Raw genomic sequence first — 23,746 nt, forward strand, 5'->3', positions numbered from 1 at the left:
ATCAACCGATGATGAACAAGGTCTGACCGTATTCCACCGGCCCGCCGTTTTCAACCAGGATTTCCTTGATCACGCCGGACTTGTCGGCTTCGATCTCGTTGAGCAGCTTCATGGCCTCGATAATGCACAGGGGCTCGCCTTCCTTGACGGTCTGGCCCACTTCCACAAACGGAGCGGCGCCCGGGCTGGGGGCACGATAGAAGGTACCGACCATCGGAGCCTTGACGGCGTGGCCTTCGGGAGCTGCGGGAGCAGCCGGGGCGGCAGGAGCACCGGCGGGCGCCACCACCTGGGCTACAGGAGCCTCAGGGGCGTACACCACGGGAGCGGCCGAGCTTTGCGAAAATTTAACAATGCGAACCTTGTCATCACCTTCGGTGATTTCCAGCTCAGCAATGCCAGACTCGGCGACCAGATCGATCAGGGTTTTGAGTTTTCTAAGATCCATGCGTACTTCCCGCAACGCCGCACTAGCCACTGACTGGGACAGGACGGCATTAAAAAAATATTGGTCAAAAAAACGAAACGAACCGCCTAACTATTCAAAGCGAACCGCAAAGCGGCCTCATAGCCGTACGCCCCTAAACCCACAATGACACCGCAAGCGGTGTCAGAAAGATAGGAGTGGTGGCGGAACGGCTCACGACGGTGAACATTGGACAGATGAACTTCAATAAACGGAATACCGACACCGGCTAGCGCATCCCGTATCGCCACGCTGGTATGGGTATAGGCCCCAGCATTGATCAGGATGAAATCGACACCCTGGTCACGAGCTTGATGAATTCGATCAACGAGCCCGCCTTCGTGGTTACTTTGAAAAAAATGACACTGCGCGCCATGCTGATCGGCCAGCACCCGTAAACCACTGTTGATATCTTCGAGAGTCTGGTGTCCGTAGACATCGGGTTCTCGTGTTCCCAGCAGGTTGAGGTTGGGCCCGTTAAGGACCAGGACATGTTTCGCCATAGCGGATTTTTCGTCAAGACAGACCGCCTTTTTACGCTAAATAACGTCATTTGTCCATAAACCTGCTTGGCTTACAAACAGTTAGGATTGGTTCCATCCCGTTTGGGGCAGGCTGCCCACAGAGCGGAAATTTAACGAAATTAAGCGAAAAAGTCGGCCAGTTAGCGTTGAGCCTTAATAACTTCGTCCAACTTTTCGGGATCTATCTGACCCAAAATCCGTTCGCTGATCCGACCATTGCTGCCAAACACGACCGTAAAGGGCAGGCCGCCCTTTTTATTGCCCACGCTGCGCATCTGTTTCAGACCCGCCGAACCCGCCAGCAAAATATCGTAGCTGACCGGAACGCGTTCCAGAAACTCCGTGACGTTATCGAGCGAGTCCACCGCGATGCCGACAAAGTGCACGTCGGGATAGCGTTCGTGCAGGGCTTGCAGGTCAGGCATTTCCTTGACGCAGGGCGCGCACCAGGTTGCCCAGAAATTCACGACCAGCGGCTTGCCGCTGTAGGCGGACAGCGCACGATCCTCGCCCTGAAGATCTTTGAAGCTTTGCGCCAGAAACGGGTCGGAAGGCAGCAAACTGGCCCATGGGGCAGGATGCAGGGCCAAAAGGCTTGCACACACCAGCGACTGCCGCAGAAAAAGACGCCTACGCATACCGGCTTACACCTGAAAAAATATCATTCAGGGATGATAGCACCGGCCCTCACCAAAGCTCACGCATCAGATCAAACAGTCGTCTAGAATACAGGCCGGAGGATTGTCATGCATATACACATACTAGGAATTTGCGGCACATTCATGGGTGGTCTGGCCCTGATTGCCCGTTCGGCTGGCCATACGGTCACAGGTTGCGACGCCGGGGTTTACCCGCCCATGAGCACCCAACTGGAAGAGCAAGGCATTGCACTGATCGAGGGCTTTGGCGCAGAGCAAACCGAACTGTGTCCTGATCTCTATATAGTGGGTAATGTGGTCACCCGCGGCAATCCCCTGATGGAGGCCATTTTGGATCAGGGCCTGCCTTACACGTCCGGTCCGCAATGGCTGGGCGAGAACATCCTGCACCAGCAGCACGTATTGGCCGTGGCAGGCACACACGGCAAGACTTCCACCAGCTCCATGCTGGCTTGGATTCTGGAGCAGGCCGATCTGTCGCCTAATTTCCTGATCGGTGGCGTGGCCCCTGGTCTGGGCGTCTCGGCGCGCTTCAATCCTGGACAATCCTTGTTTGTGATCGAGGCCGACGAGTACGACACCGCATTTTTCGACAAACGCTCCAAGTTTGTTCACTATCGCCCCCGCACAGCCGTTCTGAACAATCTGGAATACGACCATGCCGATATCTTCCCGGATCTGCATGCCATCCAGACCCAGTTTCACCACCTGGTGCGCACCATTCCTTCCACTGGGCTGATTGTCCGTCCCACCCACACCCCCAGCCTGGATGAAACCCTGGCACATGGTTGCTGGACGCCGGTCGAGCAGTTCGGCCCTGAAGGAGACTGGGACAGCAAAGCGCTGAGTCCCACTTCCTTTGAAGTAAGTTTCAAGGGCCAGCCCCAGGGCATCGTCCACTGGACCTTGACAGGCGAGCACAATCGTCTGAACGCTCTGGCCGCTATTGCTGCCGCCCACCATGTGGGCGTACAGCCTGAGCGGGCTTGTCAGGCATTGAGCCAATTTGCCGGTATCAAGCGTCGCATGGAAGTACGGGGTGTCGTCAAAGACATTACGGTCTACGACGATTTTGCTCACCACCCCACAGCCATTGCCACCACCCTCGCCGGCCTGCGCAGTCAAACCGGTCAATCAAGCCGGATTCTGGCGGTGCTCGAACCGCGCTCCAACACCATGAAGCTGGGCGCCATGGCGGCCCGCCTGCCAGGCTCGCTGGAAGAGGCAGATCTGGTATTTTGCTACGGCGAGACCCAAGGCAAGCACGCGCTGGGCTGGGATGCGGCCAAGGTCCTGGCCCCTTTAGGGGATCGTGCCACAGCGTGGAATGATTTGGATAAAATGGTTCAGGCTATTGTTCAAGCCAGCCAGCCCGGCGATGCCATTGTTGTGATGAGTAACGGCAGCTTTGGTGGCATTCATCAGCGCCTGCTGGATCAACTGTCACGCTGACCCTCTTATCTATATAGCAGGTGCTCCCATGATTCTCTATCTTCACGGCTTTCGTTCCTCGCCTTCGTCCTATAAAGCGCAGCGCCTGAAACAAGCCTTGCAGGACAGAGACATGCTGCACCTGTGGCGCTGCCCGCAATTGCCCGCCAGCCCGGCCCAGGCCATTGCCATGTGTAAACGCATTGTGGATACCGAACTGCAGGCAGGCATGAGCACGGATCAATTATGTGTGATCGGCTCCTCGCTAGGCGGTTACTATGCCAGTCACCTGGCGCAGCACTATCACAGCCGCGCGGTACTGCTCAACCCGGTGGTCTACGCAGGACGGGATCTGGCCACCCAGGTGGGCGAACATGTCTGTTATCACTCGCCCGACCCTTTTCATTTCCTGCCCGACTATGTCGATGAGCTCAACGACATTCATGTCCCACGCCCAAGCGATCCCCAGCGTTTTTATCTGCTGGCCGCCAAAGGCGATGAAGTTCTGAACTGGCGCGAAATGGCGGATTGGTACAAAGGCAGTCAAGGGCAGATTCTGGAAGGCGGCGATCACGGTCTGACCGACTTCGACCCCTGGATCGACGATATTTTGCGCTTTGCCCTGCAACAACCTTAAATCTATTTACCGGATGGCCAGCACCATCCAGATGGAAAATCATGTACGTCCTTTTTGAAGACAGCGGTAATTTCAAAGCAGAAAAAATATTTTCTGACAGCGATACCACCATGCAGGTGGAATCCGCGTCTGGCAAGCGCAGCAAAATCAAGAAAAACAGCGTTCTGTTTACATTCGATCAGCCAGCCCCTGCAGAGCTTCTGGAAAAAGCCCAGGCCCTGGCCGACTCGCTGGATATCAATTTCTTGTGGGAATGCGCACCGCAGGACGAATTTGAGGCGGCCGAACTGGCCCAGGAGTATTTTGGCCACCCTCCCAGCGCCATCGAAAAAACCGGCACCATTTTTGCTCTGCACAGCGCACCGGCCTACTTCCATCGTCGGGGCAAGGGACTGTATCGCCCCGCTCCCCCGGAAATCCTGCAAGCCGCTTTGGCCGCCATTGAAAAGAAGCGTCTGCAGCAAGAACAGATTCAAACCTGGGCCGAGCAGATGATCAAGGGCGAGTTGCCAACCGAAGTGGCAGCCAAAGCGGGGACCTTCCTGACCCAGCCGGACAAAAACACGCTGGAGTGGAAAGCCTTCGATCAAGCCCAGAAGGAACTGGGTGTCAGCACCGAGAAACTGCTGCTCTCGCTGGGCGCCTGGTCCAACCCCCTGACCTTGCATCAGCATCGCTTTTTAACCGCTCATTTTCCCAAAGGCACCGGCTTTCCGGCAATCTGCCTGCAAAACTGGGGCCAGGACCTGCCCGAAGCGGATGTCATTGCGTACTCCGTGGACGATGCCAATACGATTGAGATTGACGACGCCTTGTCGGTCCAGCATCCCGAGCCGGGCCGACTGCGGGTGGGTGTCCACATTGCCGTACCGTCTTTGGCGATGAGCCGTGGCAATGAAATCGACCAGATCGCCCGCAATCGCATGGCAACGGTTTACACGCCAGGCTACAAGATTCCCATGCTGCCGCCTGAGCTGATCGCGCATTTCTCACTGGACCAGGGTCAAACACGCCCTGCCTTGTCCCTGTATGTGGATGCCGACATCAGCACAGGTGAAATCCTGTCCCACCAAACCCGCCTGGAACGCATCACCGTGGCGGGCAACCTGCGCCAGCATGAACTGGACCCGCTGATCAGCGAAGCGGCCCTGGCCGACGAAAACGCCGAGCTGCCTTATGCGCAGTGGCTGCGTCCGCTGTGGAATTTCTCCCGCCAACTGTCGGCCCAGCGCGAGGCAGTACGGGGCAAACCGGAAAACAACAACCGGGTGGAATACAGCTTTGAACTGGAAGGCCCGCACGATGACCCGAATTCCATCATCCGGCTGGTGCCGCGTGTGCGCAATGCTCCGCTCAGCCTGCTGGTGGCCGAATACATGATCCTGGCCAATCAGCTCTGGGGTGGCCTGCTGGCCGAACATAATGTGCCCGGTATCTATCGTTCCCAGCAATTCATGCGCACGCGCATGTCCACCACGCCCGGCCCGCACGAGTCCATTGGTGTACCGCAATACATCTGGTCCACCTCGCCGCTGCGCCGCTATGTGGACCTGATTAATCAAGGACAAATCCTGGCGGCCGCCCAGCATGGCATCTCGGCACGTCTGGCAGCCCCTTTCCAGCCCAAGGATGCAGACCTGTATGCCATTATTGGCGCCTTTGAATCGCAATACACCCAGTGGGCGGATTACCAGTCCTCTCTGGAGCGTTTCTGGTGCCTGCGCTGGTTGCAGCAAAACGACATCAAGCAAGTTCAGGCCAGCTTCATCAAGGAGGATCTGGTGCGCTTGACTAACGCCCCTCTGGTTCTACACGTTCCTGGCCTGCCGGCGCTGGAGCGAGGTCAGGAGGTGACCCTGGATCTGCTGTCGTTTGACGAACTGGCCTTGACCGTAGAGGCCCGTTTGCGCTCGGTCGCGACGGCCGACTGACAGCCATGAGCAAGCTTGAGCGCCTCAACCTGCCCAAAGATTATTTGTGGCTGGCGATCGCTCTTTCCGCCCTCATTCATCTCGTGCTGATTTTCTGGCCTGCCCGGCCACCCGCCCCGGCTGCCGACTCCCGTCTGGACGTGGCTCTGGTCAATTTCAGCACCGACTCCGTGCCTTTGAGTCCCCAGTTGCTGGCGCAGCTCAATCTGGATGGCGGCGGGGATCACCTGCAAGGTCAGGCCAGCAATCCTTTGCCGCTGAGCGACCCCAATCTGCCCAATCGACTGGTCCTTGAAGCCTTGCGGGCCCGTCAGCAAAGTCTGGAAGCCGAGCAGCAACGTCTGCTGGGCGAACTGGAGAGCCGCGATAAGGCTCCGCCCTCGACACCTCGTACGGAGTATATCGGCGCATCACTGGAGCCCGGTCCAGATGATCAGGATCTGGAGCCGCAACGTCACAACAGTCAGTTGGCCATGCTGCGCGAGCAGATTCGGGAGCAGCAGCGCCAGCCGCGTTATCACTATGTCGGGCCCAGTGCCAAGGCCAGTGAACAAGCGCGCTACCTGGACCAGTGGCGAGAGAAGATCGAACAAACCGGCACACGCCACTACCCGCGGCAAGACGGAATACAGCTCTACGGTCAGCTCCAAATGACCGTGTATATACGGCGAGATGGCAGCCTGCTGCGCGCTCAGATTACTCAGCCTTCCGATCAGCCCGCCCTGAATCTGGCGGCACGACGTATTGTGGAGCTGGCCGCCCCCTTTGCGCCCTTGCCCGAACAACTGGCCCCGAACGCAGATGTGCTTGTGATTACCCGCAGTTGGCACTTCACCCGTGACGGACTCAATATGCAGGGTGGGGATGGGCAGTAAGGCTGTATTGCCCATGGCAAACAGAAGCGAAGCCAGACCCTGGGGTAAAATACGTGGTTTCAGCCTTGGTGCTGACACCTGACAACACGACAAGCATCGCTTAACCATGCCCGACACGACTTCTGTCCAGCGCTACGGCGTTATTGGTCACCCCATCGAGCACAGCCGCTCCCCACAAATCCATGCCCAATTTGCCAGCCAGTTCAATCTGGCCCTGAGCTATGAGCGGATTTTGGCCCCCCTCGATGGTTTCGCCTCCACCGTAGAGCAGTTCTTCAAAACGGGCAGTGGCCTGAACGTGACTTTGCCGTTCAAGGAACAAGCCTACGAACTGGTGGGCCCACGCCTGAGCCGCCGGGCCCGCATGGCAGGGGCCGTCAATACGCTATGGCTGGAGGACGGGCAACTGCATGGATGCAATACCGACGGCGTGGGTTTGTGTTCGGATCTTCTGCGTGTTGGCCACAACCCGGAGGGCAAGCGCATCTTGCTGATCGGTGCGGGCGGCGCCTCACGTGGGGTCGTGTTTCCCTTGCTGGAGGCTGGCTGCGAGCTGCTGCACATCATCAATCGCACCAGTGCCAAAGCCTATGAAATCCGCGAGCAGGTAGTGGCTCTGGACCCGGATGCCTCGCGCCGCCTGAGTGCAGGCGGGCTGGACGACCACTGCGGTGACTGGGATATCGTCATCAATGCCACCTCGGCCAGTCTCAATCAGAATCTGCCCGACCTGCCCGATGCCCGCTACCGCAGCCACTCGCTGGCCTACGATATGTTTTATGCCAGCGAGCCCACCGCCTTTATGCGGGCCGCCCAGCAGGCAGGCGCCACACAGAGCAGAGATGGTCTGGGCATGCTGGTGGGCCAAGCTGCCGCCAGCTTTCAGATCTGGCATGGCTTGCAAGCCGATGTCGAACCCGTGCTGGCCGCCTTGCGCCAGGACCTGGGACAAATCTGACGTGCGTCGCCTCCTGGTCCATCCCTGGAAACTGGCCGGCCTGGCCGTATTAACCCTGGCCGCCGCCGTTCTGCTCTATCAGATTGCCCTGTTTGTGATGGTGCTCTGGTATAGCGTGGTGCCCCCACGGATGACCTCCTTCATGGCGGCAGAGCAAGGTCAGTTGCGCAGCTCCGATGCCGATGCAAAACTGCGCTACCAATGGGTGCCTTACGACAAGATCAGCGCCAACCTGAAGCGCGCGGTCATCGCCTCCGAAGACTCGAACTTCCTGAATCACTCGGGGGTTGAATGGGATGCCATTCGTAAAGCGTGGGAATACAACCGACGCCAATCAGAAAAAGGCTCGACCCGTCGGCGCGGGGGCTCAACCATCTCCCAGCAATTGGCCAAAAATCTGTTTCTGTCAGAGTCTCGCAGTTATTTGCGCAAAGGACAGGAACTGATTCTGACCTATATGATTGAAACCGTCATGAGCAAGGAGCGTATTCTGGAGCTGTATCTGAACGTGGCTCAGTGGGGTGAAGGCGTATTTGGAGCCCAGGCGGCGGCGCGCCACTATTTCAAGACTGATGCCGCCACCCTTAGCGCCATGCAGGCCGCCCGGCTGGCAGGCATGCTCCCCAACCCAGCCTATTATGACAAAAACCGTAACAGCGCCTATTTGCAGTCGCGCACTCGCACCATCAGTCAACGCATGCGTCAAGTCGCTATTCCCTGACTGCAATCCGCATTTTTGTTAAGCTAGCCACGTCTTTCCTGGGCCCTATTTTCATGCGCACCGCTCGCCGCTATCTTGCTTCCGAAATCTATCGCTCCAGCGCCGTGGTGCTGCTTGCACTGCTGGGCCTGTTCACCTTTTTCGCCCTGATCGAAGAACTGGACAAAGTCGGCTCCAAATTCACCCTGGCCAATCTGTTCTACATCCAGGCGCTGGAATTGCCGACTCGTTTGTACGACCTGCTGCCCATTGGCTTGCTCATTGGCGCCACCCTGGCCCTGGCCAGCCTTGCCCAACGCAATGAGCTGGTGATTCTGCGCGCCTCGGGGGTCAGCGGCCTGCATATGATGATGATGCTCTGGACCATTACCTTGCCACTGGTGGCCGGTGCTTTTGTCCTGTCCGAGTATGTCACGCCCATGGCCGAGATCAAATCCAGCGAGCAAGGCATGGCCTTGCTGGGACGGTCGGGTAGCGGACGGCTGGAAAGCGGCTATTGGTTCAAAGAGAACAATCCTCAAGGTGGAGTGCGCATCATCAACATTGCCAACCTGCAAGGCGACGGCAAAGTAAGTGATGTCAGCGTGTTCGACTTCTCGGACGGACAACGCTTAAACGCCATGATGCAGGCACCGAGCGGGCAATTTCACAAAAACCAGCTGGACTTGCAAGACGTCACCGAAACGCATGTCAGCGAGCAGTCACACACCGTCCTGAGCCAGGACAAAGCCCCTGAGCAAGCGCTGGTGAAAATTGAAAAGCGCCCCACCCTGACGCTGACCACTACGCTAACCCCGGACCGACTGATCGCGCGCGTCGTCACGCCCGAACGCATGTCCATTCTGGATTTGAAGGACTATATTGGTTATCTGGACGCCAACAAACTGCAAACCAAACGTCAGGTTGTAGCGCTGTGGCGCAAAGTTGCCTATCCGTTCACCTTGCTGGTCATGATTACCATTGCCGCACCCATCGGCTTTATGCAGACACGCCATGGCGGTGTGGGCACCAAGGTCTTTACCGGCATTTTACTGGGCGTGGGCTTTTTCATGATCAACCAGCTTGCCTTGAACGTGGCCATGCTCAGCAATCTGGCACCCTGGGTCACCGCTCTGGTACCGAATCTGATCGCCATGGCGCTGGCCTTGAGCGCTCTTATCCTGATGGAAAACCGGCACAACCGGCGACGTCGCAAACCCAGTGCAACACATTAAACCATGTCTTTAGCTACTTCCCCTGCCATCTGGGCAATTGGTGATGTTCAGGGCTGCTGCCGCCCCCTGGACAGCTTGCTCGGCCATCCGGATGTGGCCGCTGACAGCCAGGCCACTTTCTGGTTTGCTGGCGATCTTGTCAACCGTGGCCCCGACTCTCTGGGTGCTCTGCGCCTGATTCGCTCCCTGGGGGAGCGCGCTGTTTGCGTGCTGGGTAACCATGACATTCACTGCCTGGCGGTTGCCGCCGGGGTACGTAAATCCAGCAAGCAAGATACGCTGCAGGACTTGCTGGCTGCGCCCGACGCCCAGGAGCTACTGGACTGGTTGCGCCATCAGCCCCTGGCCCATTACGAACACGGGCATTTGATGGTTCATGCAGGGGTTCATCCAGCCTGGAGTCCCGAGCAGACACTGGAATATGCACAGGAGCTGGAAACATTGTTGCGTGCCGATGACTGGCAGCACACGATCATCGAACTGTTTGGCAACAAACCGGATCGCTGGGAAGCAGGGCTCAAAGGCTACGACCGGCTACGCGCCATTGTCAGCACCCTGACCCGCATGCGCATGTGCGACGCAGCCGGACACATGGATTTCAAGCACAAAGGCGCCCCCGATGCCGAATCAGGCTTGCTGCCCTGGTATGAGTTACCGCAACGTGCCTGCGCTCAGGTGCCCATCATTTTTGGTCATTGGTCTACGCTGGGCTTGTTGAACACCCCTACGCTCATCAGCCTGGATACCGGTTGCGTCTGGGGCCGACAACTCAGTGCAGTCCGCCTGCAAGACCGGCACCTGGTTCAGATTCACTGCCCGGAAAGCAAAAAACCCGGTTAACGCGCTGGGCCGGCGTCAGCAGCCGACTCGTGACAAACCACTGCGCGTATCCGCTCGCGGGCCTGATGGGCCGTTTGTGAGCGCCCCCATTGCGTGCAGGAGAGCGCGGGCATCACATCCAGAAAGTGGCAGTGCACAGACACATGGCGAGCACTGAGCAGGACCCAGATGTTGCCTACCAGGGACTGCTCGCCCACAAAGGCAAAACGCTCACTGCGCCGTCCCTGATGCTCAAACACCAGCGCCACAGGCTGAATATCCACATTCAGGCTGATCGCTGTCTCAAACAAGCTGGCATGAAACGGTCGCACCTCCCACCCCGTGGAGGTGGTGCCTTCGGGAAACAGACCTACCGCGTCGCCCCGTTCGAAACAAACCGCCATTTGCTGGCTAACAATCTGAATGGCCCGACGTTGGCCACGTTCAATGAACACCGTTCCCGCGCCAGCAACCAGCCAACCGATCACGGGCCAGCGACGGATATCACTTTTTGCAATGAAGGAAGTGCAGCGCACGCTGTTGAGCACAAAAATGTCCAACCATGAAATATGGTTGGACACATAAAGCACGGAGCGATCCTGAACCGCCTGACCATGCAGGATGACGCGCACACCGCAAATAGTCATCAACAGGCGGGACATGCGTAGCACCATCAGACGGCGTCCGCCGGAGCGCAAGACGGGAAAAAGCAGGCCAACACTGAACAGGCCGACCACAATCCACACGATCAGAGCGACAGCACGCCAACTAAAACGAAATAAACTAATCAAAAGGCTGCAACCTTGTAGAGAGCTCAAGCCGCAGGCAGGCTATCCAGATATCGCTGCAGGATCACGCACGCTGCCATGGCATCATCATCGTCATTATTGCCCAGCAATTCTTGAGCCTCCATGCTGGAGCCCCGCTCATCGACCAGGTCTACCGCAACGCCATAACGACCGTGCAACTGGTTGGCAAAACGTCGACACCGCAGCGAAGCATACTGTTCGCCACCGTCCAGGGTCAAAGGCAAGCCGACCACAACCCGATCGGGCTGCCATTCCTTGAGTAAAGCCTCAATAGCCGCAAAGCGCTGCTCCCGTGTAACGGGCCGCAAAATCGTATAAGGCCGGGCCTGACGCGTCAAGGTATTGCCCAATGCAACGCCAATTTTTTTCAGGCCATAGTCAAAAGCCAGCAAGGTCTGTGCCGAGCTGGCCGTTGATGGTGTGTCGTGTTCAGGCATGGCCTGCCGCACCTGTCAGAGTAAAAGGACTGATTCCCAACAGGGCCAGGGCGCGATCATACCGCTCCCCAACAGGCGTGGAAAACAAGATTTCATGAGTCGCCTTGATGCTCAGCCAGGCATTATCGGCCATCTCGCTTTCCAGCTGACCGGCGCCCCATCCGGCATAACCCAGGGTCACCAGCATGTGGACCGGTCCCTTTCCCTGTGCCACATCCTGCAAGACATCGCGGGATGTGGTCAGGGTCAGATCGCCCACCCCCAGGCTGGAGGTATAGGTTTTATCCGAGTCATGCAGCACAAAGCCGCGATCCGTCTGTACCGGCCCACCGAAGTACACCGAGGTTCCGGCCAGATCGGCGCGTTTATCCACATCAACCTCGATGCGCGACAACAGCTCAACCAGACTCAGATCTGTTGGTCGATTGATGACCAGGCCCAAAGCACCTTGTTCATTATGTTCACAGACATAAATCACCGTGTCGGCCAAGCTGCCCGATACCACACCGGGCATGGCAAGTAACAGGTGGTGCGTAAGATTAGCGCTTTCTTGGATTAGCGGGGACTGGCTAGTGGCACTCATACACACCTCCCGTCAAAACAAACCACCTTGGAACCTGAAATGATCACACCTGGATCATTTCGAAGTCTTCCTTACGAGCGCCGCATTCGGGACAGACCCAGTTTGGAGGGACATCTTCCCAACGTGTGCCCGGTGCAATGCCTTCTTCAGGCAAACCCGTTTCTTCATCATAAATCCAGCCGCAAATCAGGCACATCCACGTACGCATAGTATTCCTACTGTATTTGTAAACATAGTCCGATCCGCGTGCAAATCGGGGCAATCCATTAAAATGGGGTTCATATTACTAAATTACTCAACCCGTGACATCCAGAGCCTTGTCGGCCCTGCCGGTGTATCCAAGATAAGATGGCTGCTGAAATCAAAAATTCAAGTCCTGCCCTGGCGCTCGTGCTGGCCCCTTATGATCCCAGTGGCGGCGCCCATCTGCCGGCAGATGCTCTCACTGGTGCCCGTCTGGGCTGCCATATCGTCAGTGTGCCCACCGCCTTGCTGGTACGCGACAGCGCGCAGCAGGAAAACATCCAGACGCTGGCCGAGGACATCGCCGATGACCAGGCACGTTGCCTGCTGGAAGACATGAACATTCAGGCCATCAAGTGCGGCCCCGTTTACAGTCCTGAAATCGCCAGCATGGTTGCCGAGCTGTGTTCCGACTACCCGGAGCTGCCTTTGGTCCTGCACCTGAGCGCCATGCCCACTGGCCTGGACGAGCTGGACGCGGACGACGCCCTGGACGCCAGTTTACGCCTGCTTTTACCACTGAGCTCCTTATTGTTGATCGACCACCCCAGCCTGGAGCGCTGGCAGGCCGACGAGCTGTTGGGCGACACGCCCGACGCCGTGGAAACCTTGCTGAACAATGGGGCCAATGCCGTGCTGGTGACGGGCGTACCGGGCACAGCCGGGCAATGGCACACCCGTTTCCAGGGTCATCATGGCCGTCTGGATTACAGCATGCCGCTCGATGGTGGCGTGCGTCAGCAGGATATCGACAGTTTGCTGGCTACAGCCTGCCTGAGCTTTCTGGCCCAGGGTCATGAGCTGGATAACGCGGTAGAATCAGCCTTGTTGCACCTGCAGGAACGTGCCGGTGACACTTTTCAGCCCGGTATGGGCCACCGCCTGTTCAACCCTGTTGCTCCCCAAAATGACTGACGCCACCTCCCTGCGCTTTCCTGCCGGTCTTTACGGCATTACTCCCGAATGGGACGACACAGCCCGCCTGCTGAACGCAGTGCGCGCCGCTCACGAGGGTGGTTTGCAGGTCTTGCAGTTTCGCCGCAAAAACGGCCCGGAACCCATCCGCCAGCAACAACTCAAAGAGTTGGTCAAGCTGTGCCTGTCTTTGGATCTGCCGCTCTTGGTCAACGATCACTGGAGTTGGGCGCAAGAGTTTGATGTGCAAGGCGCGCACCTGGGCAAAAGCGATGGCGACCTGAGGCAGGCACGCCAGGCTCTGGGACCGCAAGCCCTGCTGGGACGCTCGTGCTACAACAGTCTGGACCTGGCGCGCCAGGCTCTGGCTGACGATGCAGACTACATTGCCTTTGGTGCCATGTATCCGTCCAGCGTCAAACCCGAAGCGCCCCCGGCAGAACTGGATACCTTGCGACAAGCACGACAGCTTTGCCAAGAACAAGAACACGAGGGACGGCGTGCCGCCATTGTGGCCATCGGCGGCATCACACCCGAGAAAATGCCCGAACTGCTGCAAGCAGGCGTCGATAGCGTTGCCGTTATCAGCAGCCTGTTTGAGACCAGCGATATACGCGCCACGGCGCAACGCTTTACCGACTACTTTCACGCCCAGGCCCCCTCGCGCTTTATGCGCTGATCTTTTGCCTGGCCCCGACCTTTTACCTCTGGATTTTTGCCTCATGTCCCGTAATTCCGAACTTTTTGAACGTGCCTGCAAAGTCATCCCCGGCGGCGTCAACTCGCCCGTCCGCGCCTTCGGTTCTGTGGGTGGCACACCTTGTTTTATCGAACGCGCCCAAGGCCCTTACATCTGGGATGCAGACGGCCAGCGATACACGGACTACGTGGGTTCCTGGGGCCCGGCCATTCTGGGCCACTCCGATCCGGACGTGATCAAAGCGGTACAGGACGCTGCCGTACACGGCCTGTCCTATGGGGCGCCCACCGAAGGCGAAGTGGTTCTGGCCGAAACGCTGACCAAGATGCTGCCATCCATCGAGCAGGTTCGTCTGGTCAGCTCGGGCACCGAGGCCACCATGAGCGCCATTCGTCTGGCCCGTGGCTTTACCGGCCGCAACACCATCATCAAATTCGAAGGCTGCTACCATGGCCACGCCGACAGCCTGCTGGTCAAAGCCGGCTCCGGCTTGCTGACCTTTGGCAACCCCACCTCCGCCGGCGTGCCGGCCGAGTTTGTCGGTCACACCCTGGTTCTGGACTACAACGATCTGGACGCCGTGCGCGATGCCTTCAAACAGAAAGGCAGCGAAATCGCCTGCGTTATCGTTGAGCCCTTTGCCGGCAATATGAACCTGGTCCGCCCAGCCCCCGGTTTCCTGGAAGGCTTGCGCGAGCTATGTACCGAGTATGGCGCCGTGCTGATTTTTGACGAGGTCATGACAGGCTTTCGCGTGGGCCCGCAAGGCGTACAAGGCCTGACCGGCATTCGTCCTGACCTGACCACACTGGCTAAAGTGATTGGTGGTGGCATGCCCGTAGGCGCTTTTGGTGGTCGCCGCGACATCATGCAATGCGTGGCTCCCGTCGGTGGCGTTTACCAGGCAGGCACCCTATCCGGTAACCCTGTTGCTGTCGCTGCGGGGCTGGCAACCTTGAAGAAACTGGCTCAACCCGGTTTCTATGACACCCTCACAGCCAACACAGCCAACCTGATCCAGGGCCTGAAGACCGCAGCACAAGAAGCAGGCGTTCCTTTTACGGCAGACCATCAGGGCGGCCTGTTCGGCATCTACTTCAGCGAAAACGTTCCTACGTCCCTGGCCGAGGTCTCGGCTGGCGACATCGAACGCTTCAAGCAGTTCTTCCACGCCATGCTGGACAAGGGGGTGTACTTTGCCCCCTCAGCCTTTGAAGCCGGTTTTGTGTCGGTGCAGCATACCGCCGATATTACCGACGCGACGGTGCAAGCCGCCCGTGAGGTCTTTGCCTCCTTCAAGAACTAGTACGCCGGATGCAAAAAAGCGGGCCTGAGCCCGCTTTTTTTTTCCTGAAAGAATCAATGCTGTGCCATTTGGCGCAGCACAAATCGCTGCAACTTCCCTGTCTCGGTCCGAGGCAAAGAAGTCACAAACTCAATCGCGCGTGGGTACTTGTAAGGCGCGGCATTCTCTTTCACAAAATCCTGCAGCTTCTTTTTCAAGTCATCGCTGGGCGTAAAGCCAGGCTTGAGCACGATGAAAGCCTGCACGATCTGGCCCCGTTCTTCATCCGCGGCGCCTACCACTCCACACTCTGCCACCGCCTCATGTTTGAGCAAGGTGCCCTCCACCTCCGGGCCGGCAATGTTGTAGCCCGAAGAAACAATCATGTCGTCGTTACGGGCCTGATAGTAAAGGTAGCCGTCCTCGTCCATCTTGAAGGTATCACCCGGGAAGTTCCAGCCGCCCTGGACAAACTGCTTCTGACGTTCGTCGTTCAAATACTTGCAACCGGTGGGGCCTTTGACCGCCAGGCGTCCCACCGTGCCCACCGGCACCGGATTCAGATCATCATCCAGAATCGTGGCGACATACCCAGGCACCACCTGACCAATGGCACCGGGGCGCACTTTCTCGGGCGGGCTGGATACGTACACGTGAATCATCTCCGTGCCGCCTATGCCATCGGTCATCTCAATGCCGCTGGCCTGCTTCCAGAGCTGGCGGGTTGCATCGGGCAACGCTTCTCCTGCCGATACGGTGGCCCGCAAACTGGCCAGAGAATAACGATCCACCAAACCGGCCATCTGACGATAAAAAGTAGGCGCCGTAAAGCTCATGGTCACCTTAAAGCGGTCAATCATGCCCAGCAGGTCCGAAGGTGTCAGTCGCTCCAGCAAGACGGTAGAGGCCCCCACCCGCAGTGGAAAGCAAAGCAGACCACCCAGACCAAAGGTAAAAGCCAAAGGCGGAGTACCACACACCACGTCATCCGGTGTCAAACGCAATACATGGCGGGAAAAGGTATCGCACATCGCCAGCACATCACGATGAAAATGCATGCAGCCCTTGGGCTGACCGGTCGTGCCGCTGGTGAACGCAATCAGGCACACATCATCAGCCGCCGTATCGCACGCCGTGAAATCCTCAGGTTTGTCAGCCAACAAGGCCTCCAGACCCTGGGCGCTCTCATCGTTAAAGCACAGCAGTTGCTTCAGGACAGGGGTGTAGGAATCATGAGCGGCATCCATGCAATGCTCCAACTCCTGACGCAGACGCTCATCGCACAGAGCGGCATGAATCTGGGCCTTGTCCAAAATGGTCTTGAGCTCCACCGCACGCAGCAAAGGCATGGTGGGGACGGTAACCAGACCCGCCTTGATACTGGCCAGCCAGCAGGCCGCCATCATGGGGTTGTTGGGACCGCGCAGCAATACCCGGTTGCCGGGCACCAGTTTCATGTCCTCAAGCAGAACATGCGCAATACGATTGGTCAGCACGTCCAGCTCTTTGTAGGTCAGACTGCGATTTTCCTCGCCCTGAGCCCACTGTATGGCCACGCGGTCACCATGCCCTGCTGCGACCTGCTCCCCCAACAGCGCCACGGCGCAATTGAAACGAGCGGGGTAGTCCACATCCGGATTTCCCTCCAGCAACATGTCTGGCCACCACTCCATGGGGGGCAGATTGTCGCGTGCAAAGGTATCAAGGTGCGCTGAACGTTCCATCCTTATCTCCTGCGTAGATTACGCCCCACTCAGGCGTAGACCCTGCTGCATCAAAGGCATCGGCCAAAATTGGCAAGGTCTATATTGTTTAGTTCTAAAGGATATTAGCAAAAAAAACCTCTCGACATCAGCCATACCGACTACGGGTTATCCGCAGTAGCGCATCCTCACCCACTATTTAAACCCGTATCCTGACATCGCTCGAGCTCGCTTCGGGCGGCAACCCACGCATAGGAAAATAAATAATAAATTTCGGCTGGTCAAAAACCAATCCATGTACGCCGCACTTTTTTTCAATTAAGAAAAATTTACGGTAGACATTATTTTTGAAACAAAAAAAGTATCAAAAAAAACGGAAAACGGATTATTTTCGTCGGCTACCGTGATGCAAATGTCTTATACTTCAACTAAATAATCACTTGAATTTAGCCAGCTTATAGCCTTGGAGCCGCGTCAAAGCGTCTGCGTAACCGTATTCAAGGCGGTGATCATGAAAGTAAATAACAGACAGAAATTTGCATTTCATTACTCAATGCTTTGTCAACTGGACCTGCGCTTTCAATCAAGTTGATTAATTTAAGCTAAAAACGAATTTACTTTGATCTGTCGCAATGTCAAACTTCGAACCAGCCCCTAAGATACCTTCCAAGCTAACCCAGCTTGCTCATGGCTGCGGTCTGCGTCCTTCAAAGCTAAACATTTTGGACATGCACCATTAAGGCAAGCTATCTATGATCATGAACGATATCCCCGCTTCCGCCGTCGCCGATGCTGCTCCCGACTTGGAAAGCCGTGCCCACAGCGATGACCACTTCGACACCCGTCTGTGGTTACGCTTGATGGCCTGCACCAATCTGGTTGAAGGCGAAATTCGTAGTCGTCTGCGTACCGAACACGCCACTACCCTGCCCCGTTTTGACCTGATGGCTCAATTGCAGCGCCAGCCCGCGGGCATGAAAATGAGCGAACTGTCCCGCCACCTGATGGTCACCAACGGCAATATCACAGGCATTACGGATCAGCTGGAAAAAGAGGGTCTGGTCGAACGCATCAAGGTACTCACCGACCGCCGCAGCTCCCTGATCCGCCTGACGCCCAAAGGCAAGCGCCAGTTCAAGAAAATGGCAGCTTCCCACGAGCAATGGCTGCAGGAGATGTTTGCCAACCTGTCGGACAAGGCGCGCGTCAACCTGTTTGAAGCCTTGGGTGAACTCAAACTGATTACCCGCAACAACGTGGCAATGGCCTCTCGCGAGAACTGACACCCCCACGCGACCAAAGATATGCTCAGGCGGCTCAAAGCAAGTATCATTATTGCTTTGAGCCGCCTTTAACATTGTTTTTCGGATCGCGTCATGGCCGTCAATCTGTTCATCCCCTCTGAATCTGACATTCACCCCGTTGCCGGTGTCAAAATCGGCATTGCCGAAGCCGGTATTCGCAAGGCCAACCGACGCGACCTGACCGTGTTTGAACTGGCCCCTGGCACCAGCGTAGCCGGTGTCTTTACCACCAACCGTTTCCGCGCCGCTCCCGTTCAGGTGTGCGAAGCGCATCTGGCTACCCACGATGGCATCCGCGCCCTGGTAATCAATACCGGCAATGCCAACGCCGGTACCGGTCAGGCAGGTCTGGAAAAAGCCCAGCAAACCTGCAAGGAAACAGCGCGTCTGTTAAATATTCTGCCTCAGCAGGTCCTGCCCTTTTCCACCGGCGTAATTCTGGAGCCGTTGCCCATGGATCGCCTGCTGGGTGCCCTGCCCGCAGCGGTCAGCGATCTGTCGGACAACAACTGGTTCAATGCTGCCCACAGCATCATGACCACCGACACCCAGCCCAAAATCGTGTCTCGCCAAATCCAGCTCTCGGGCAAAACGGTCACCCTGACGGGTATCAGCAAGGGTGCAGGCATGATTCGCCCCAATATGGCCACCATGCTGGGTTATCTGGCCACCGATGCCGGTATTGCTCCCGAATTGTTGCGCGATATGTGCCGTCTGGCGGCAGACCGCTCTTTCAACCGCATTACGGTTGATGGCGACACCTCCACCAACGACTCGTTCATCATCATGGCAACCGGCCAAAGCGGTGTCACAGTAGAGTCGATTGCAGACCCGAACTACAACACCTTGCTGGACGCCCTGGTGGACGCCTCGCGCGAACTGGCCCAGAAAATCGTGCGTGACGCCGAAGGCGCCACCAAGTTCATGACCATTCAGGTTGATGACGCCGGCTCCAGCGAAGAAGCACTGAAAGTGGCTTACGCGATTGCTCACTCGCCTCTGGTTAAAACCGCCTTCTTTGCCTCCGATCCGAACCTGGGCCGCATTCTGTGCGCCATTGGTTACGCAGGCATCACAGATCTGGACGTGAGCAAACTGCGTCTGTGGCTGGGGGATGTGCTGGTAGCGGTGGACGGCGGACGCAACCCCGAGTACCGCGAAGAAGACGGTCAGCGCGTCATGAAGGAAGCCGAAATTCTGGTTCGTGTCTCCCTGGGTCGCGGCCAACATAGCGAGACGGTCTACACCTGCGACTTCTCGCACGAGTACGTCACCATTAACGCCGATTACCGCTCCTGATAAAAAAACCGTCTTCCCCTGACGGGCGAAGACGGCTTGGTGTTTCAGACGGGCCCGCCTCAAGTGGGCCTGCTCTATTTCTTGGCCATGCCCTTGATAAGCGAGAGCACCGCCAGAATCAGGAACACGACAAACAGGATCTTGGCAATCGAAGCAGCACCAGCGGCAATACCTCCAAAACCCAGCACAGCCGCGACAATGGCAACAATAAAAAAGATTACGGCATAGTAAAGCATACGATTCTCCTCATCATCAGTACGTACAGGATCAACACTTTGTCTGGCAGGCCGTGACGGCTTCAATCATCAGGTTCCAGACAAAAAACCGGGCCCCGCCTCACTAGCGGTCGTACTTGTCATAGAAATCTTTTACTTCACGCTCCGCCTCTTCGCGGGTGCGGCCATAGCGCTCTTGGACCAGACCCGCCAATTGGGTGGCGTCGCCTTTCATCTTGGCCCAGTCGTCATCCGTAATTTCCCCCCAGACACTGCGGGCCTTGCCGGCCAGCTGTTTCCATTTGCCTTCGATCGTGTCCTTATTCATACGCTTCCCCTTATCAGGTTCGAAAAATAAATGACTTACGCTCTGTGAACGCAACGCCTCTACCCTAGCGGAAGCCTTCTGGCCCAAAGGCCACAGAATGAGGAAAAGTGTAAGCGTTTGGGGCAAGCGACAATTTTGCGTGAATCGGGGTCCCTGCCCTGCCTGCGCCGGTTCAGTGACAATCCGGCAGGGCCATCTCCCCCCTGACCGAGGAAAGGATTGGATGCAAAATACTGACAGGCGAAGGCCCAAACCATTGACAGTAAAGCCTTTTTATCCTATTATTTTTTGCTTGGCATTTTGCGTGTCAAGATTTTTTTATGTTAGAGGGCATGGCTTTGGCTGAAACTAGCCTTATCCACCATGCCTTTTTGACTCTCTTTAAGGGATTCCCTATGTACGCGGTTATAAAAACCGGCGGTAAGCAATATCGCATTACTGCTGGCCAAAAACTCAAAATAGAACAGATACCGGCAGACATTGGGCAAGAAATTTCGCTTGACCAGGTTCTGTCCGTCGGCGAAGGTGAAGCACTGCAAATCGGTGCTCCTTTCGTTGCTGGCGCTGTGGTCAAAGCTACTGTTCTTGCGCAAGGCCGTCACGACAAGATCAAGATTTTCAAAATGCGCCGTCGCAAGCACTACCGCAAAACGCAAGGCCATCGTCAAAACTACACCGAAATCCGCATCGAAGCGATCAACGCCTAAGTTGTTGCTGAAAGCGAATCTGGTATTTTCTTCATCTAGGAGCTAAAGAAATGGCACAGAAGAAAGGCGGCGGCTCTACGCGGAACGGCCGTGACTCACAGGCCAAACGTCTGGGCGTTAAAGTCTACGGCGGTCAGGTAATTTCGGCTGGCGGCATTATTGTTCGTCAGCGCGGCACTCAGTTTCACCCCGGCGTGAACGTGGGCATTGGCAAAGACCATACCCTGTTCTCTCTGGTTGATGGCAAAGTTAAATTTTCCATCACCGGTGCACTGAACAAGCGTACCGTTTCGGTCGTTGCTGCCGAATAAGCACTCGCTCACCGCGTAGTTGCCACGAAAAGCCCTGCCGCCTTAGGCAGGGCTTTTTTCATGTACGGCCATCGTGCCCCCCTGCCCTCGCGCCTATCCGACCTGGCCAGTCTCCCTACGGCCACAGCAAGAGATTAAAAACCGGTCACTCTCACCGCACATACCGGCAGATAAGCCAATCTCCTATACACTAAGCAATTGGGGTTTTTGTTTAAAATGGTCTGTTCCCAGACCAGCAGCCCATACGGTTCTGCGGCCCCTGGACCTATACAGAACTCATCACCATGAAATTCGTAGACGAAGCGACCATTGAAGTGGTCGCAGGCAAAGGTGGAAACGGCGCTGCCAGTTTCCGCCGAGAAAAATTTATTGAGAAAGGTGGCCCCAACGGCGGCGACGGTGGACGTGGCGGCAGCATTTACGCTGAGGCCGACCGTAACGTCAACACCTTGATCGACTACCGCTACGCCCGCCTGCACCGCGCTCGCAACGGCGAAAACGGCCGTGGGTCCGACCAGTATGGGGCGGGTGGCGAAGACATTACCCTGCGTGTGCCGGTAGGCACCATGATTTTCGACGCCGAAACCGGCGAGCAGCTGTTTGACATGAAGCGCCACGGCGAACGGGTCACGTTGGCCCAAGGCGGAGCCGGCGGTTTGGGCAACCTGCATTTCAAATCCAGCGTGAACCGTGCGCCGCGTCAATTTACCTATGGCAAGGAAGGCGAACACCGCAAGCTGCGCCTGGAGCTCAAGGTGTTGGCCGATGTGGGCCTGCTGGGTATGCCCAATGCCGGCAAATCCACCCTGATTACCCGTATCTCCAACGCCAAGCCACGCATTGCCGATTACCCGTTCACCACTCTGCACCCCAACCTGGGCGTGGTGCGCTCGTCCGAAGCCCACAGCTTTGTAGTGGCGGATATTCCTGGTCTGATCGAAGGTGCGTCTGAAGGAGCTGGCCTGGGCCACTTGTTCCTGCGCCATCTGACCCGCACCCGTATCCTGTTGCACCTGCTCGATGTCTCCAGTCTGGACCCGGACGAGGATATTGTGGCCAAAGTGGCGGCAGAAGCCCGAGCCATTGTGGAAGAACTGCGCCTGTACAGCGAAGAGCTCTACGCCAAGCCACGCTGGCTGGTTCTGAACAAGCTGGACATGGTGTCCGATCCAGAGGATCTGAAAGCCCGCCTGCTCAAAGAGCTCAATTGGGAAGGTCCTGTTTTCGGCATCTCGGCCTTGACCGGTGTGGGCACTCAGGATCTGGTTTACCAGCTGCAAACCTGGCTGGATCAGGAAAGCCGCAAGGAGCATATCGAACAAGATATTGCCGACGGTACGCATATTTACGACGAGAGGTTTGCTCCAGACTGATCGTGCCACACAGACCCAGGGTCTCACCCCTGGGACTGAACCCCAAAATGCCCGGAAGACGCGGTCCATTCAGCCGCCCTACTCCTGGCATTTTCTCTATTTACTCGCCAAGCGATAGATTTCTGAACTCCTCATGCAGCACTCTTCTCATTCTGAATCGGCCGTTGCGCAGTCGCGCCGACTGGTTATTAAAGTAGGTTCCTCCCTGGTCACCAACGAGGGCAAAGGGATTGACCTGGATGCCGTAGAGCAATGGGCGACCCAGATTGCTCAACTGCATGCCCAAGGCAAGCAACTGGTGCTGGTCTCCAGTGGCGCCATTGCCGAGGGCATGGCCCGTCTGGGATGGCCGCGTCGACCGAAGGCCATGAATGAGTTGCAGGCAGCGGCCGCGGTAGGCCAGATGGGTCTGATACAGGCTTATGAAGTGGCCTTTGCCCGCCACGGTGTGCGCACTGCCCAGATTCTGCTGACCCATGAGGATCTGGCAGACCGCCGCCGTTATCTGAATGCACGCAGCACCATCAACACCTTGCTGGACCTGGGCGTGGTCCCCATCGTGAACGAAAACGACACCGTGGTGACCGATGAAATCCGCGTGGGTGACAACGATACCCTGGGCGCGCTGGTCACCAACCTGATCGAAGCCGAGACCCTGATTATCCTGACCGACCAGGCCGGACTGTACAGCGCCGACCCTCGAAGCAACCCCGACGCACAATTCATCTCGCTGGGTCAGGCGGGTGACCCGACGCTGGAGGCGATGGCGGGCGGCTCGGGCAGCAATATCGGCACTGGCGGCATGATTACCAAGATTCTGGCTGCCAAGCGTGCCGCACAAAGCGGCGGCCACACCATCATTGCCTCGGGCCGTGAAAAGCAGGTGCTCTCGCGTCTGGCCCAAGGGGAGCGCATCGGTACGGAACTGCGTGCCACCCTGCCGGTACGCTCGGCCCGGCAGCGCTGGCTGGTCGACCAGTTGCGCGTGCGTGGCCGTGTATCGCTGGACGAAGGCGCGGTACGTGCGCTGGTAGACGGACACAAAAGTCTGCTGCCGGTAGGCGTCACCCATGTCGAGGGCGAATTTGACCGTGGCGATGTCGTCGCTTGCGTGGATAAGCATGGCGTGGAATATGCTCGCGGTCTGATCAACTACTCGTCGGACGATACCCGTCGCATCATGGGTCAGCCCAGTCACCTGATCAATGAGTTGCTGGGCAGCGAACACGATACGGAGCTGATCCACCGTAACAATATGGTGTTTCCGCGCAGCAGTCCGGATCAGGACTAAACCTTGAC

General features: G+C 57.2%; 27 protein-coding genes. 17 read left to right on the top strand and 10 right to left on the bottom strand.

Features of this window, described 5'->3' with window-relative positions; all coding sequences use genetic code 11:
- Position 1: 1 nt before the first annotated feature.
- The 3 genes from accB to FE795_RS14425 all read right to left on the bottom strand — a co-directional run bounded on the left by accB (position 2) and on the right by FE795_RS14425 (position 1,628).
- Positions 2 to 448, bottom strand: a complete 447-nt coding sequence (gene accB / locus FE795_RS14415) for an acetyl-CoA carboxylase biotin carboxyl carrier protein (protein WP_003801878.1) — start codon at positions 446 to 448, stop codon at positions 2 to 4.
- Between the two features lie 86 nt (positions 449 to 534).
- Positions 535 to 969: a type II 3-dehydroquinate dehydratase gene (gene aroQ, locus FE795_RS14420; protein ID WP_003801879.1), complete on the bottom strand. Its 435-nt coding sequence runs from the start codon at positions 967 to 969 to the stop codon at positions 535 to 537.
- A 161-nt stretch (positions 970 to 1,130) separates the two neighbouring features.
- Entirely contained in the window at positions 1,131 to 1,628 is a 498-nt protein-coding gene (locus FE795_RS14425; RefSeq protein ID WP_003801880.1) for a TlpA family protein disulfide reductase, read from the bottom strand.
- A 108-nt stretch (positions 1,629 to 1,736) separates the two neighbouring features.
- Between FE795_RS14425 and mpl the strand changes: the two genes are divergently transcribed.
- From mpl to FE795_RS14465, 8 genes are all read left to right on the top strand, one after another.
- Positions 1,737 to 3,101 (top strand): UDP-N-acetylmuramate:L-alanyl-gamma-D-glutamyl-meso-diaminopimelate ligase, encoded by a 1,365-nt coding sequence (gene mpl / locus FE795_RS14430; RefSeq protein ID WP_219235117.1) that lies wholly within the window; start codon positions 1,737 to 1,739, stop codon positions 3,099 to 3,101.
- A gap of 28 nt (positions 3,102 to 3,129) precedes the next feature.
- Entirely contained in the window at positions 3,130 to 3,717 is a 588-nt protein-coding gene (locus tag FE795_RS14435; RefSeq protein ID WP_003801882.1) for a YqiA/YcfP family alpha/beta fold hydrolase, read from the top strand.
- 41 nt (positions 3,718 to 3,758) lie between these two features.
- Positions 3,759 to 5,648: a ribonuclease catalytic domain-containing protein gene (locus FE795_RS14440; RefSeq protein ID WP_219235119.1), complete on the top strand. Its 1,890-nt coding sequence runs from the start codon at positions 3,759 to 3,761 to the stop codon at positions 5,646 to 5,648.
- A gap of 5 nt (positions 5,649 to 5,653) precedes the next feature.
- Positions 5,654 to 6,523 carry an energy transducer TonB gene (locus tag FE795_RS14445; RefSeq protein ID WP_131070913.1) on the top strand — a complete coding sequence of 290 codons (870 nt, stop codon included), beginning with the start codon at positions 5,654 to 5,656 and terminating at the stop codon, positions 6,521 to 6,523.
- Between the two features lie 106 nt (positions 6,524 to 6,629).
- Entirely contained in the window at positions 6,630 to 7,481 is an 852-nt protein-coding gene (gene aroE / locus FE795_RS14450; RefSeq protein WP_003801885.1) for a shikimate dehydrogenase, read from the top strand.
- A gap of 1 nt (position 7,482) precedes the next feature.
- Positions 7,483 to 8,202: a monofunctional biosynthetic peptidoglycan transglycosylase gene (gene mtgA, locus FE795_RS14455; RefSeq protein WP_059318253.1), complete on the top strand. Its 720-nt coding sequence runs from the start codon at positions 7,483 to 7,485 to the stop codon at positions 8,200 to 8,202.
- Between the two features lie 53 nt (positions 8,203 to 8,255).
- On the top strand, positions 8,256 to 9,416 hold the full coding sequence (gene lptG, locus FE795_RS14460; protein ID WP_059318252.1) for an LPS export ABC transporter permease LptG: 1,161 nt from the start codon (positions 8,256 to 8,258) through the stop codon (positions 9,414 to 9,416).
- Positions 9,417 to 9,419: 3 nt separating this feature from the next.
- On the top strand, positions 9,420 to 10,256 hold the full coding sequence (locus FE795_RS14465) for a symmetrical bis(5'-nucleosyl)-tetraphosphatase (RefSeq protein ID WP_003801888.1): 837 nt from the start codon (positions 9,420 to 9,422) through the stop codon (positions 10,254 to 10,256).
- Here FE795_RS14465 and FE795_RS14470 read toward each other — a convergent pair.
- The 4 genes from FE795_RS14470 to FE795_RS14485 all read right to left on the bottom strand — a co-directional run bounded on the left by FE795_RS14470 (position 10,253) and on the right by FE795_RS14485 (position 12,272).
- Entirely contained in the window at positions 10,253 to 11,026 is a 774-nt protein-coding gene (locus tag FE795_RS14470) for a lysophospholipid acyltransferase family protein (RefSeq protein ID WP_219235121.1), read from the bottom strand. The genes FE795_RS14465 and FE795_RS14470 overlap by 4 nt on opposite strands.
- 23 nt (positions 11,027 to 11,049) lie before the next feature.
- Positions 11,050 to 11,481: a Holliday junction resolvase RuvX gene (ruvX, locus tag FE795_RS14475; RefSeq protein WP_219235123.1), complete on the bottom strand. Its 432-nt coding sequence runs from the start codon at positions 11,479 to 11,481 to the stop codon at positions 11,050 to 11,052.
- Positions 11,474 to 11,995, bottom strand: a complete 522-nt coding sequence (locus FE795_RS14480) for a YqgE/AlgH family protein (RefSeq protein WP_003801891.1) — start codon at positions 11,993 to 11,995, stop codon at positions 11,474 to 11,476. The genes ruvX and FE795_RS14480 overlap by 8 nt, the downstream gene beginning before the upstream one ends.
- Before the next feature lie 112 nt (positions 11,996 to 12,107).
- Complete coding sequence (locus tag FE795_RS14485; protein WP_003801892.1) at positions 12,108 to 12,272, bottom strand: rubredoxin; 165 nt, start codon at positions 12,270 to 12,272, stop codon at positions 12,108 to 12,110.
- Positions 12,273 to 12,412: 140 nt separating this feature from the next.
- On the opposite strand from FE795_RS14485, the gene FE795_RS14490 reads away from it, so the two are divergent.
- The 3 genes from FE795_RS14490 to hemL are packed head-to-tail and all read left to right on the top strand — an operon-like array spanning position 12,413 to position 15,228.
- A complete protein-coding gene (locus FE795_RS14490) occupies positions 12,413 to 13,222 on the top strand; it encodes a bifunctional hydroxymethylpyrimidine kinase/phosphomethylpyrimidine kinase (RefSeq protein ID WP_003801893.1) in 810 nt (269 codons plus the stop codon).
- Positions 13,215 to 13,901 carry a thiamine phosphate synthase gene (thiE, locus tag FE795_RS14495; RefSeq protein WP_003801894.1) on the top strand — a complete coding sequence of 229 codons (687 nt, stop codon included), beginning with the start codon at positions 13,215 to 13,217 and terminating at the stop codon, positions 13,899 to 13,901. The genes FE795_RS14490 and thiE overlap by 8 nt, the downstream gene beginning before the upstream one ends.
- Before the next feature lie 43 nt (positions 13,902 to 13,944).
- Positions 13,945 to 15,228, top strand: a complete 1,284-nt coding sequence (gene hemL, locus FE795_RS14500; RefSeq protein WP_059318251.1) for a glutamate-1-semialdehyde 2,1-aminomutase — start codon at positions 13,945 to 13,947, stop codon at positions 15,226 to 15,228.
- 53 nt (positions 15,229 to 15,281) lie between these two features.
- Here hemL and FE795_RS14505 read toward each other — a convergent pair whose 3' ends face one another.
- Positions 15,282 to 16,931: an AMP-binding protein gene (locus tag FE795_RS14505; protein ID WP_059318250.1), complete on the bottom strand. Its 1,650-nt coding sequence runs from the start codon at positions 16,929 to 16,931 to the stop codon at positions 15,282 to 15,284.
- Positions 16,932 to 17,662: 731 nt separating this feature from the next.
- On the opposite strand from FE795_RS14505, the gene FE795_RS14510 reads away from it, so the two are divergent.
- Positions 17,663 to 18,193: a MarR family winged helix-turn-helix transcriptional regulator gene (locus FE795_RS14510; protein ID WP_003801897.1), complete on the top strand. Its 531-nt coding sequence runs from the start codon at positions 17,663 to 17,665 to the stop codon at positions 18,191 to 18,193.
- 93 nt (positions 18,194 to 18,286) lie between these two features.
- A complete protein-coding gene (gene argJ, locus FE795_RS14515; protein ID WP_003801898.1) occupies positions 18,287 to 19,513 on the top strand; it encodes a bifunctional glutamate N-acetyltransferase/amino-acid acetyltransferase ArgJ in 1,227 nt (408 codons plus the stop codon).
- 74 nt (positions 19,514 to 19,587) lie between these two features.
- Here argJ and FE795_RS14520 read toward each other — a convergent pair whose 3' ends face one another.
- Complete coding sequence (locus FE795_RS14520) at positions 19,588 to 19,749, bottom strand: DUF1328 domain-containing protein (RefSeq protein ID WP_003801899.1); 162 nt, start codon at positions 19,747 to 19,749, stop codon at positions 19,588 to 19,590.
- Between the two features lie 103 nt (positions 19,750 to 19,852).
- Positions 19,853 to 20,056 (bottom strand): CsbD family protein, encoded by a 204-nt coding sequence (locus tag FE795_RS14525; RefSeq protein ID WP_003801900.1) that lies wholly within the window; start codon positions 20,054 to 20,056, stop codon positions 19,853 to 19,855.
- Between the two features lie 395 nt (positions 20,057 to 20,451).
- Here FE795_RS14525 and rplU point away from each other — a divergent pair, with 395 nt between their 5' ends.
- From rplU to proB, 4 genes are all read left to right on the top strand, one after another.
- Entirely contained in the window at positions 20,452 to 20,763 is a 312-nt protein-coding gene (gene rplU / locus FE795_RS14530; RefSeq protein ID WP_003801901.1) for a 50S ribosomal protein L21, read from the top strand.
- Between the two features lie 50 nt (positions 20,764 to 20,813).
- The gene (gene rpmA, locus FE795_RS14535; protein ID WP_003801903.1) at positions 20,814 to 21,074 is read left to right on the top strand and encodes a 50S ribosomal protein L27; all 261 of its coding nucleotides are present in this window, start codon (positions 20,814 to 20,816) and stop codon (positions 21,072 to 21,074) included.
- Positions 21,075 to 21,358: 284 nt separating this feature from the next.
- Positions 21,359 to 22,447, top strand: coding sequence for a GTPase ObgE (obgE, locus tag FE795_RS14540; RefSeq protein ID WP_003801905.1), 1,089 nt, complete (start codon positions 21,359 to 21,361; stop codon positions 22,445 to 22,447).
- Between the two features lie 133 nt (positions 22,448 to 22,580).
- On the top strand, positions 22,581 to 23,738 hold the full coding sequence (proB, locus tag FE795_RS14545) for a glutamate 5-kinase (RefSeq protein ID WP_003801907.1): 1,158 nt from the start codon (positions 22,581 to 22,583) through the stop codon (positions 23,736 to 23,738).
- Positions 23,739 to 23,746: the final 8 nt, after the last annotated feature.

The sequence above is a fragment of the Alcaligenes ammonioxydans genome, assembly GCF_019343455.1.
Classification (GTDB): domain Bacteria; phylum Pseudomonadota; class Gammaproteobacteria; order Burkholderiales; family Burkholderiaceae_B; genus Alcaligenes; species Alcaligenes ammonioxydans.

Bases quoted from the DNA above. Each gene is read 5' to 3' on its own strand.
- aroE (WP_003801885.1), top strand. From the start codon at position 6,630: ATGCCCGACACGACTTCTGTCCAGCGCTACGGCGTTATTGGTCACCCC.
- FE795_RS14490 (WP_003801893.1), top strand. From the start codon at position 12,413: ATGGCTGCTGAAATCAAAAATTCAAGTCCTGCCCTGGCGCTCGTGCTG.
- FE795_RS14425 (WP_003801880.1), bottom strand. From the start codon at position 1,628: ATGCGTAGGCGTCTTTTTCTGCGGCAGTCGCTGGTGTGTGCAAGCCTT.
- rplU (WP_003801901.1), top strand. From the start codon at position 20,452: ATGTACGCGGTTATAAAAACCGGCGGTAAGCAATATCGCATTACTGCT.
- mpl (WP_219235117.1), top strand. From the start codon at position 1,737: ATGCATATACACATACTAGGAATTTGCGGCACATTCATGGGTGGTCTG.
- FE795_RS14465 (WP_003801888.1), top strand. From the start codon at position 9,420: ATGTCTTTAGCTACTTCCCCTGCCATCTGGGCAATTGGTGATGTTCAG.
- accB (WP_003801878.1), bottom strand. From the start codon at position 448: ATGGATCTTAGAAAACTCAAAACCCTGATCGATCTGGTCGCCGAGTCT.
- FE795_RS14485 (WP_003801892.1), bottom strand. From the start codon at position 12,272: ATGCGTACGTGGATGTGCCTGATTTGCGGCTGGATTTATGATGAAGAA.
- aroQ (WP_003801879.1), bottom strand. From the start codon at position 969: ATGGCGAAACATGTCCTGGTCCTTAACGGGCCCAACCTCAACCTGCTG.
- argJ (WP_003801898.1), top strand. From the start codon at position 18,287: ATGGCCGTCAATCTGTTCATCCCCTCTGAATCTGACATTCACCCCGTT.
- rpmA (WP_003801903.1), top strand. From the start codon at position 20,814: ATGGCACAGAAGAAAGGCGGCGGCTCTACGCGGAACGGCCGTGACTCA.
- FE795_RS14520 (WP_003801899.1), bottom strand. From the start codon at position 19,749: ATGCTTTACTATGCCGTAATCTTTTTTATTGTTGCCATTGTCGCGGCT.
- FE795_RS14525 (WP_003801900.1), bottom strand. From the start codon at position 20,056: ATGAATAAGGACACGATCGAAGGCAAATGGAAACAGCTGGCCGGCAAG.
- FE795_RS14445 (WP_131070913.1), top strand. From the start codon at position 5,654: ATGAGCAAGCTTGAGCGCCTCAACCTGCCCAAAGATTATTTGTGGCTG.
- FE795_RS14510 (WP_003801897.1), top strand. From the start codon at position 17,663: ATGATCATGAACGATATCCCCGCTTCCGCCGTCGCCGATGCTGCTCCC.
- hemL (WP_059318251.1), top strand. From the start codon at position 13,945: ATGTCCCGTAATTCCGAACTTTTTGAACGTGCCTGCAAAGTCATCCCC.
- obgE (WP_003801905.1), top strand. From the start codon at position 21,359: ATGAAATTCGTAGACGAAGCGACCATTGAAGTGGTCGCAGGCAAAGGT.
- FE795_RS14435 (WP_003801882.1), top strand. From the start codon at position 3,130: ATGATTCTCTATCTTCACGGCTTTCGTTCCTCGCCTTCGTCCTATAAA.
- lptG (WP_059318252.1), top strand. From the start codon at position 8,256: ATGCGCACCGCTCGCCGCTATCTTGCTTCCGAAATCTATCGCTCCAGC.
- ruvX (WP_219235123.1), bottom strand. From the start codon at position 11,481: ATGCCTGAACACGACACACCATCAACGGCCAGCTCGGCACAGACCTTG.
- thiE (WP_003801894.1), top strand. From the start codon at position 13,215: ATGACTGACGCCACCTCCCTGCGCTTTCCTGCCGGTCTTTACGGCATT.
- FE795_RS14505 (WP_059318250.1), bottom strand. From the start codon at position 16,931: ATGGAACGTTCAGCGCACCTTGATACCTTTGCACGCGACAATCTGCCC.
- FE795_RS14480 (WP_003801891.1), bottom strand. From the start codon at position 11,995: ATGCCCGGTGTGGTATCGGGCAGCTTGGCCGACACGGTGATTTATGTC.
- proB (WP_003801907.1), top strand. From the start codon at position 22,581: ATGCAGCACTCTTCTCATTCTGAATCGGCCGTTGCGCAGTCGCGCCGA.
- FE795_RS14440 (WP_219235119.1), top strand. From the start codon at position 3,759: ATGTACGTCCTTTTTGAAGACAGCGGTAATTTCAAAGCAGAAAAAATA.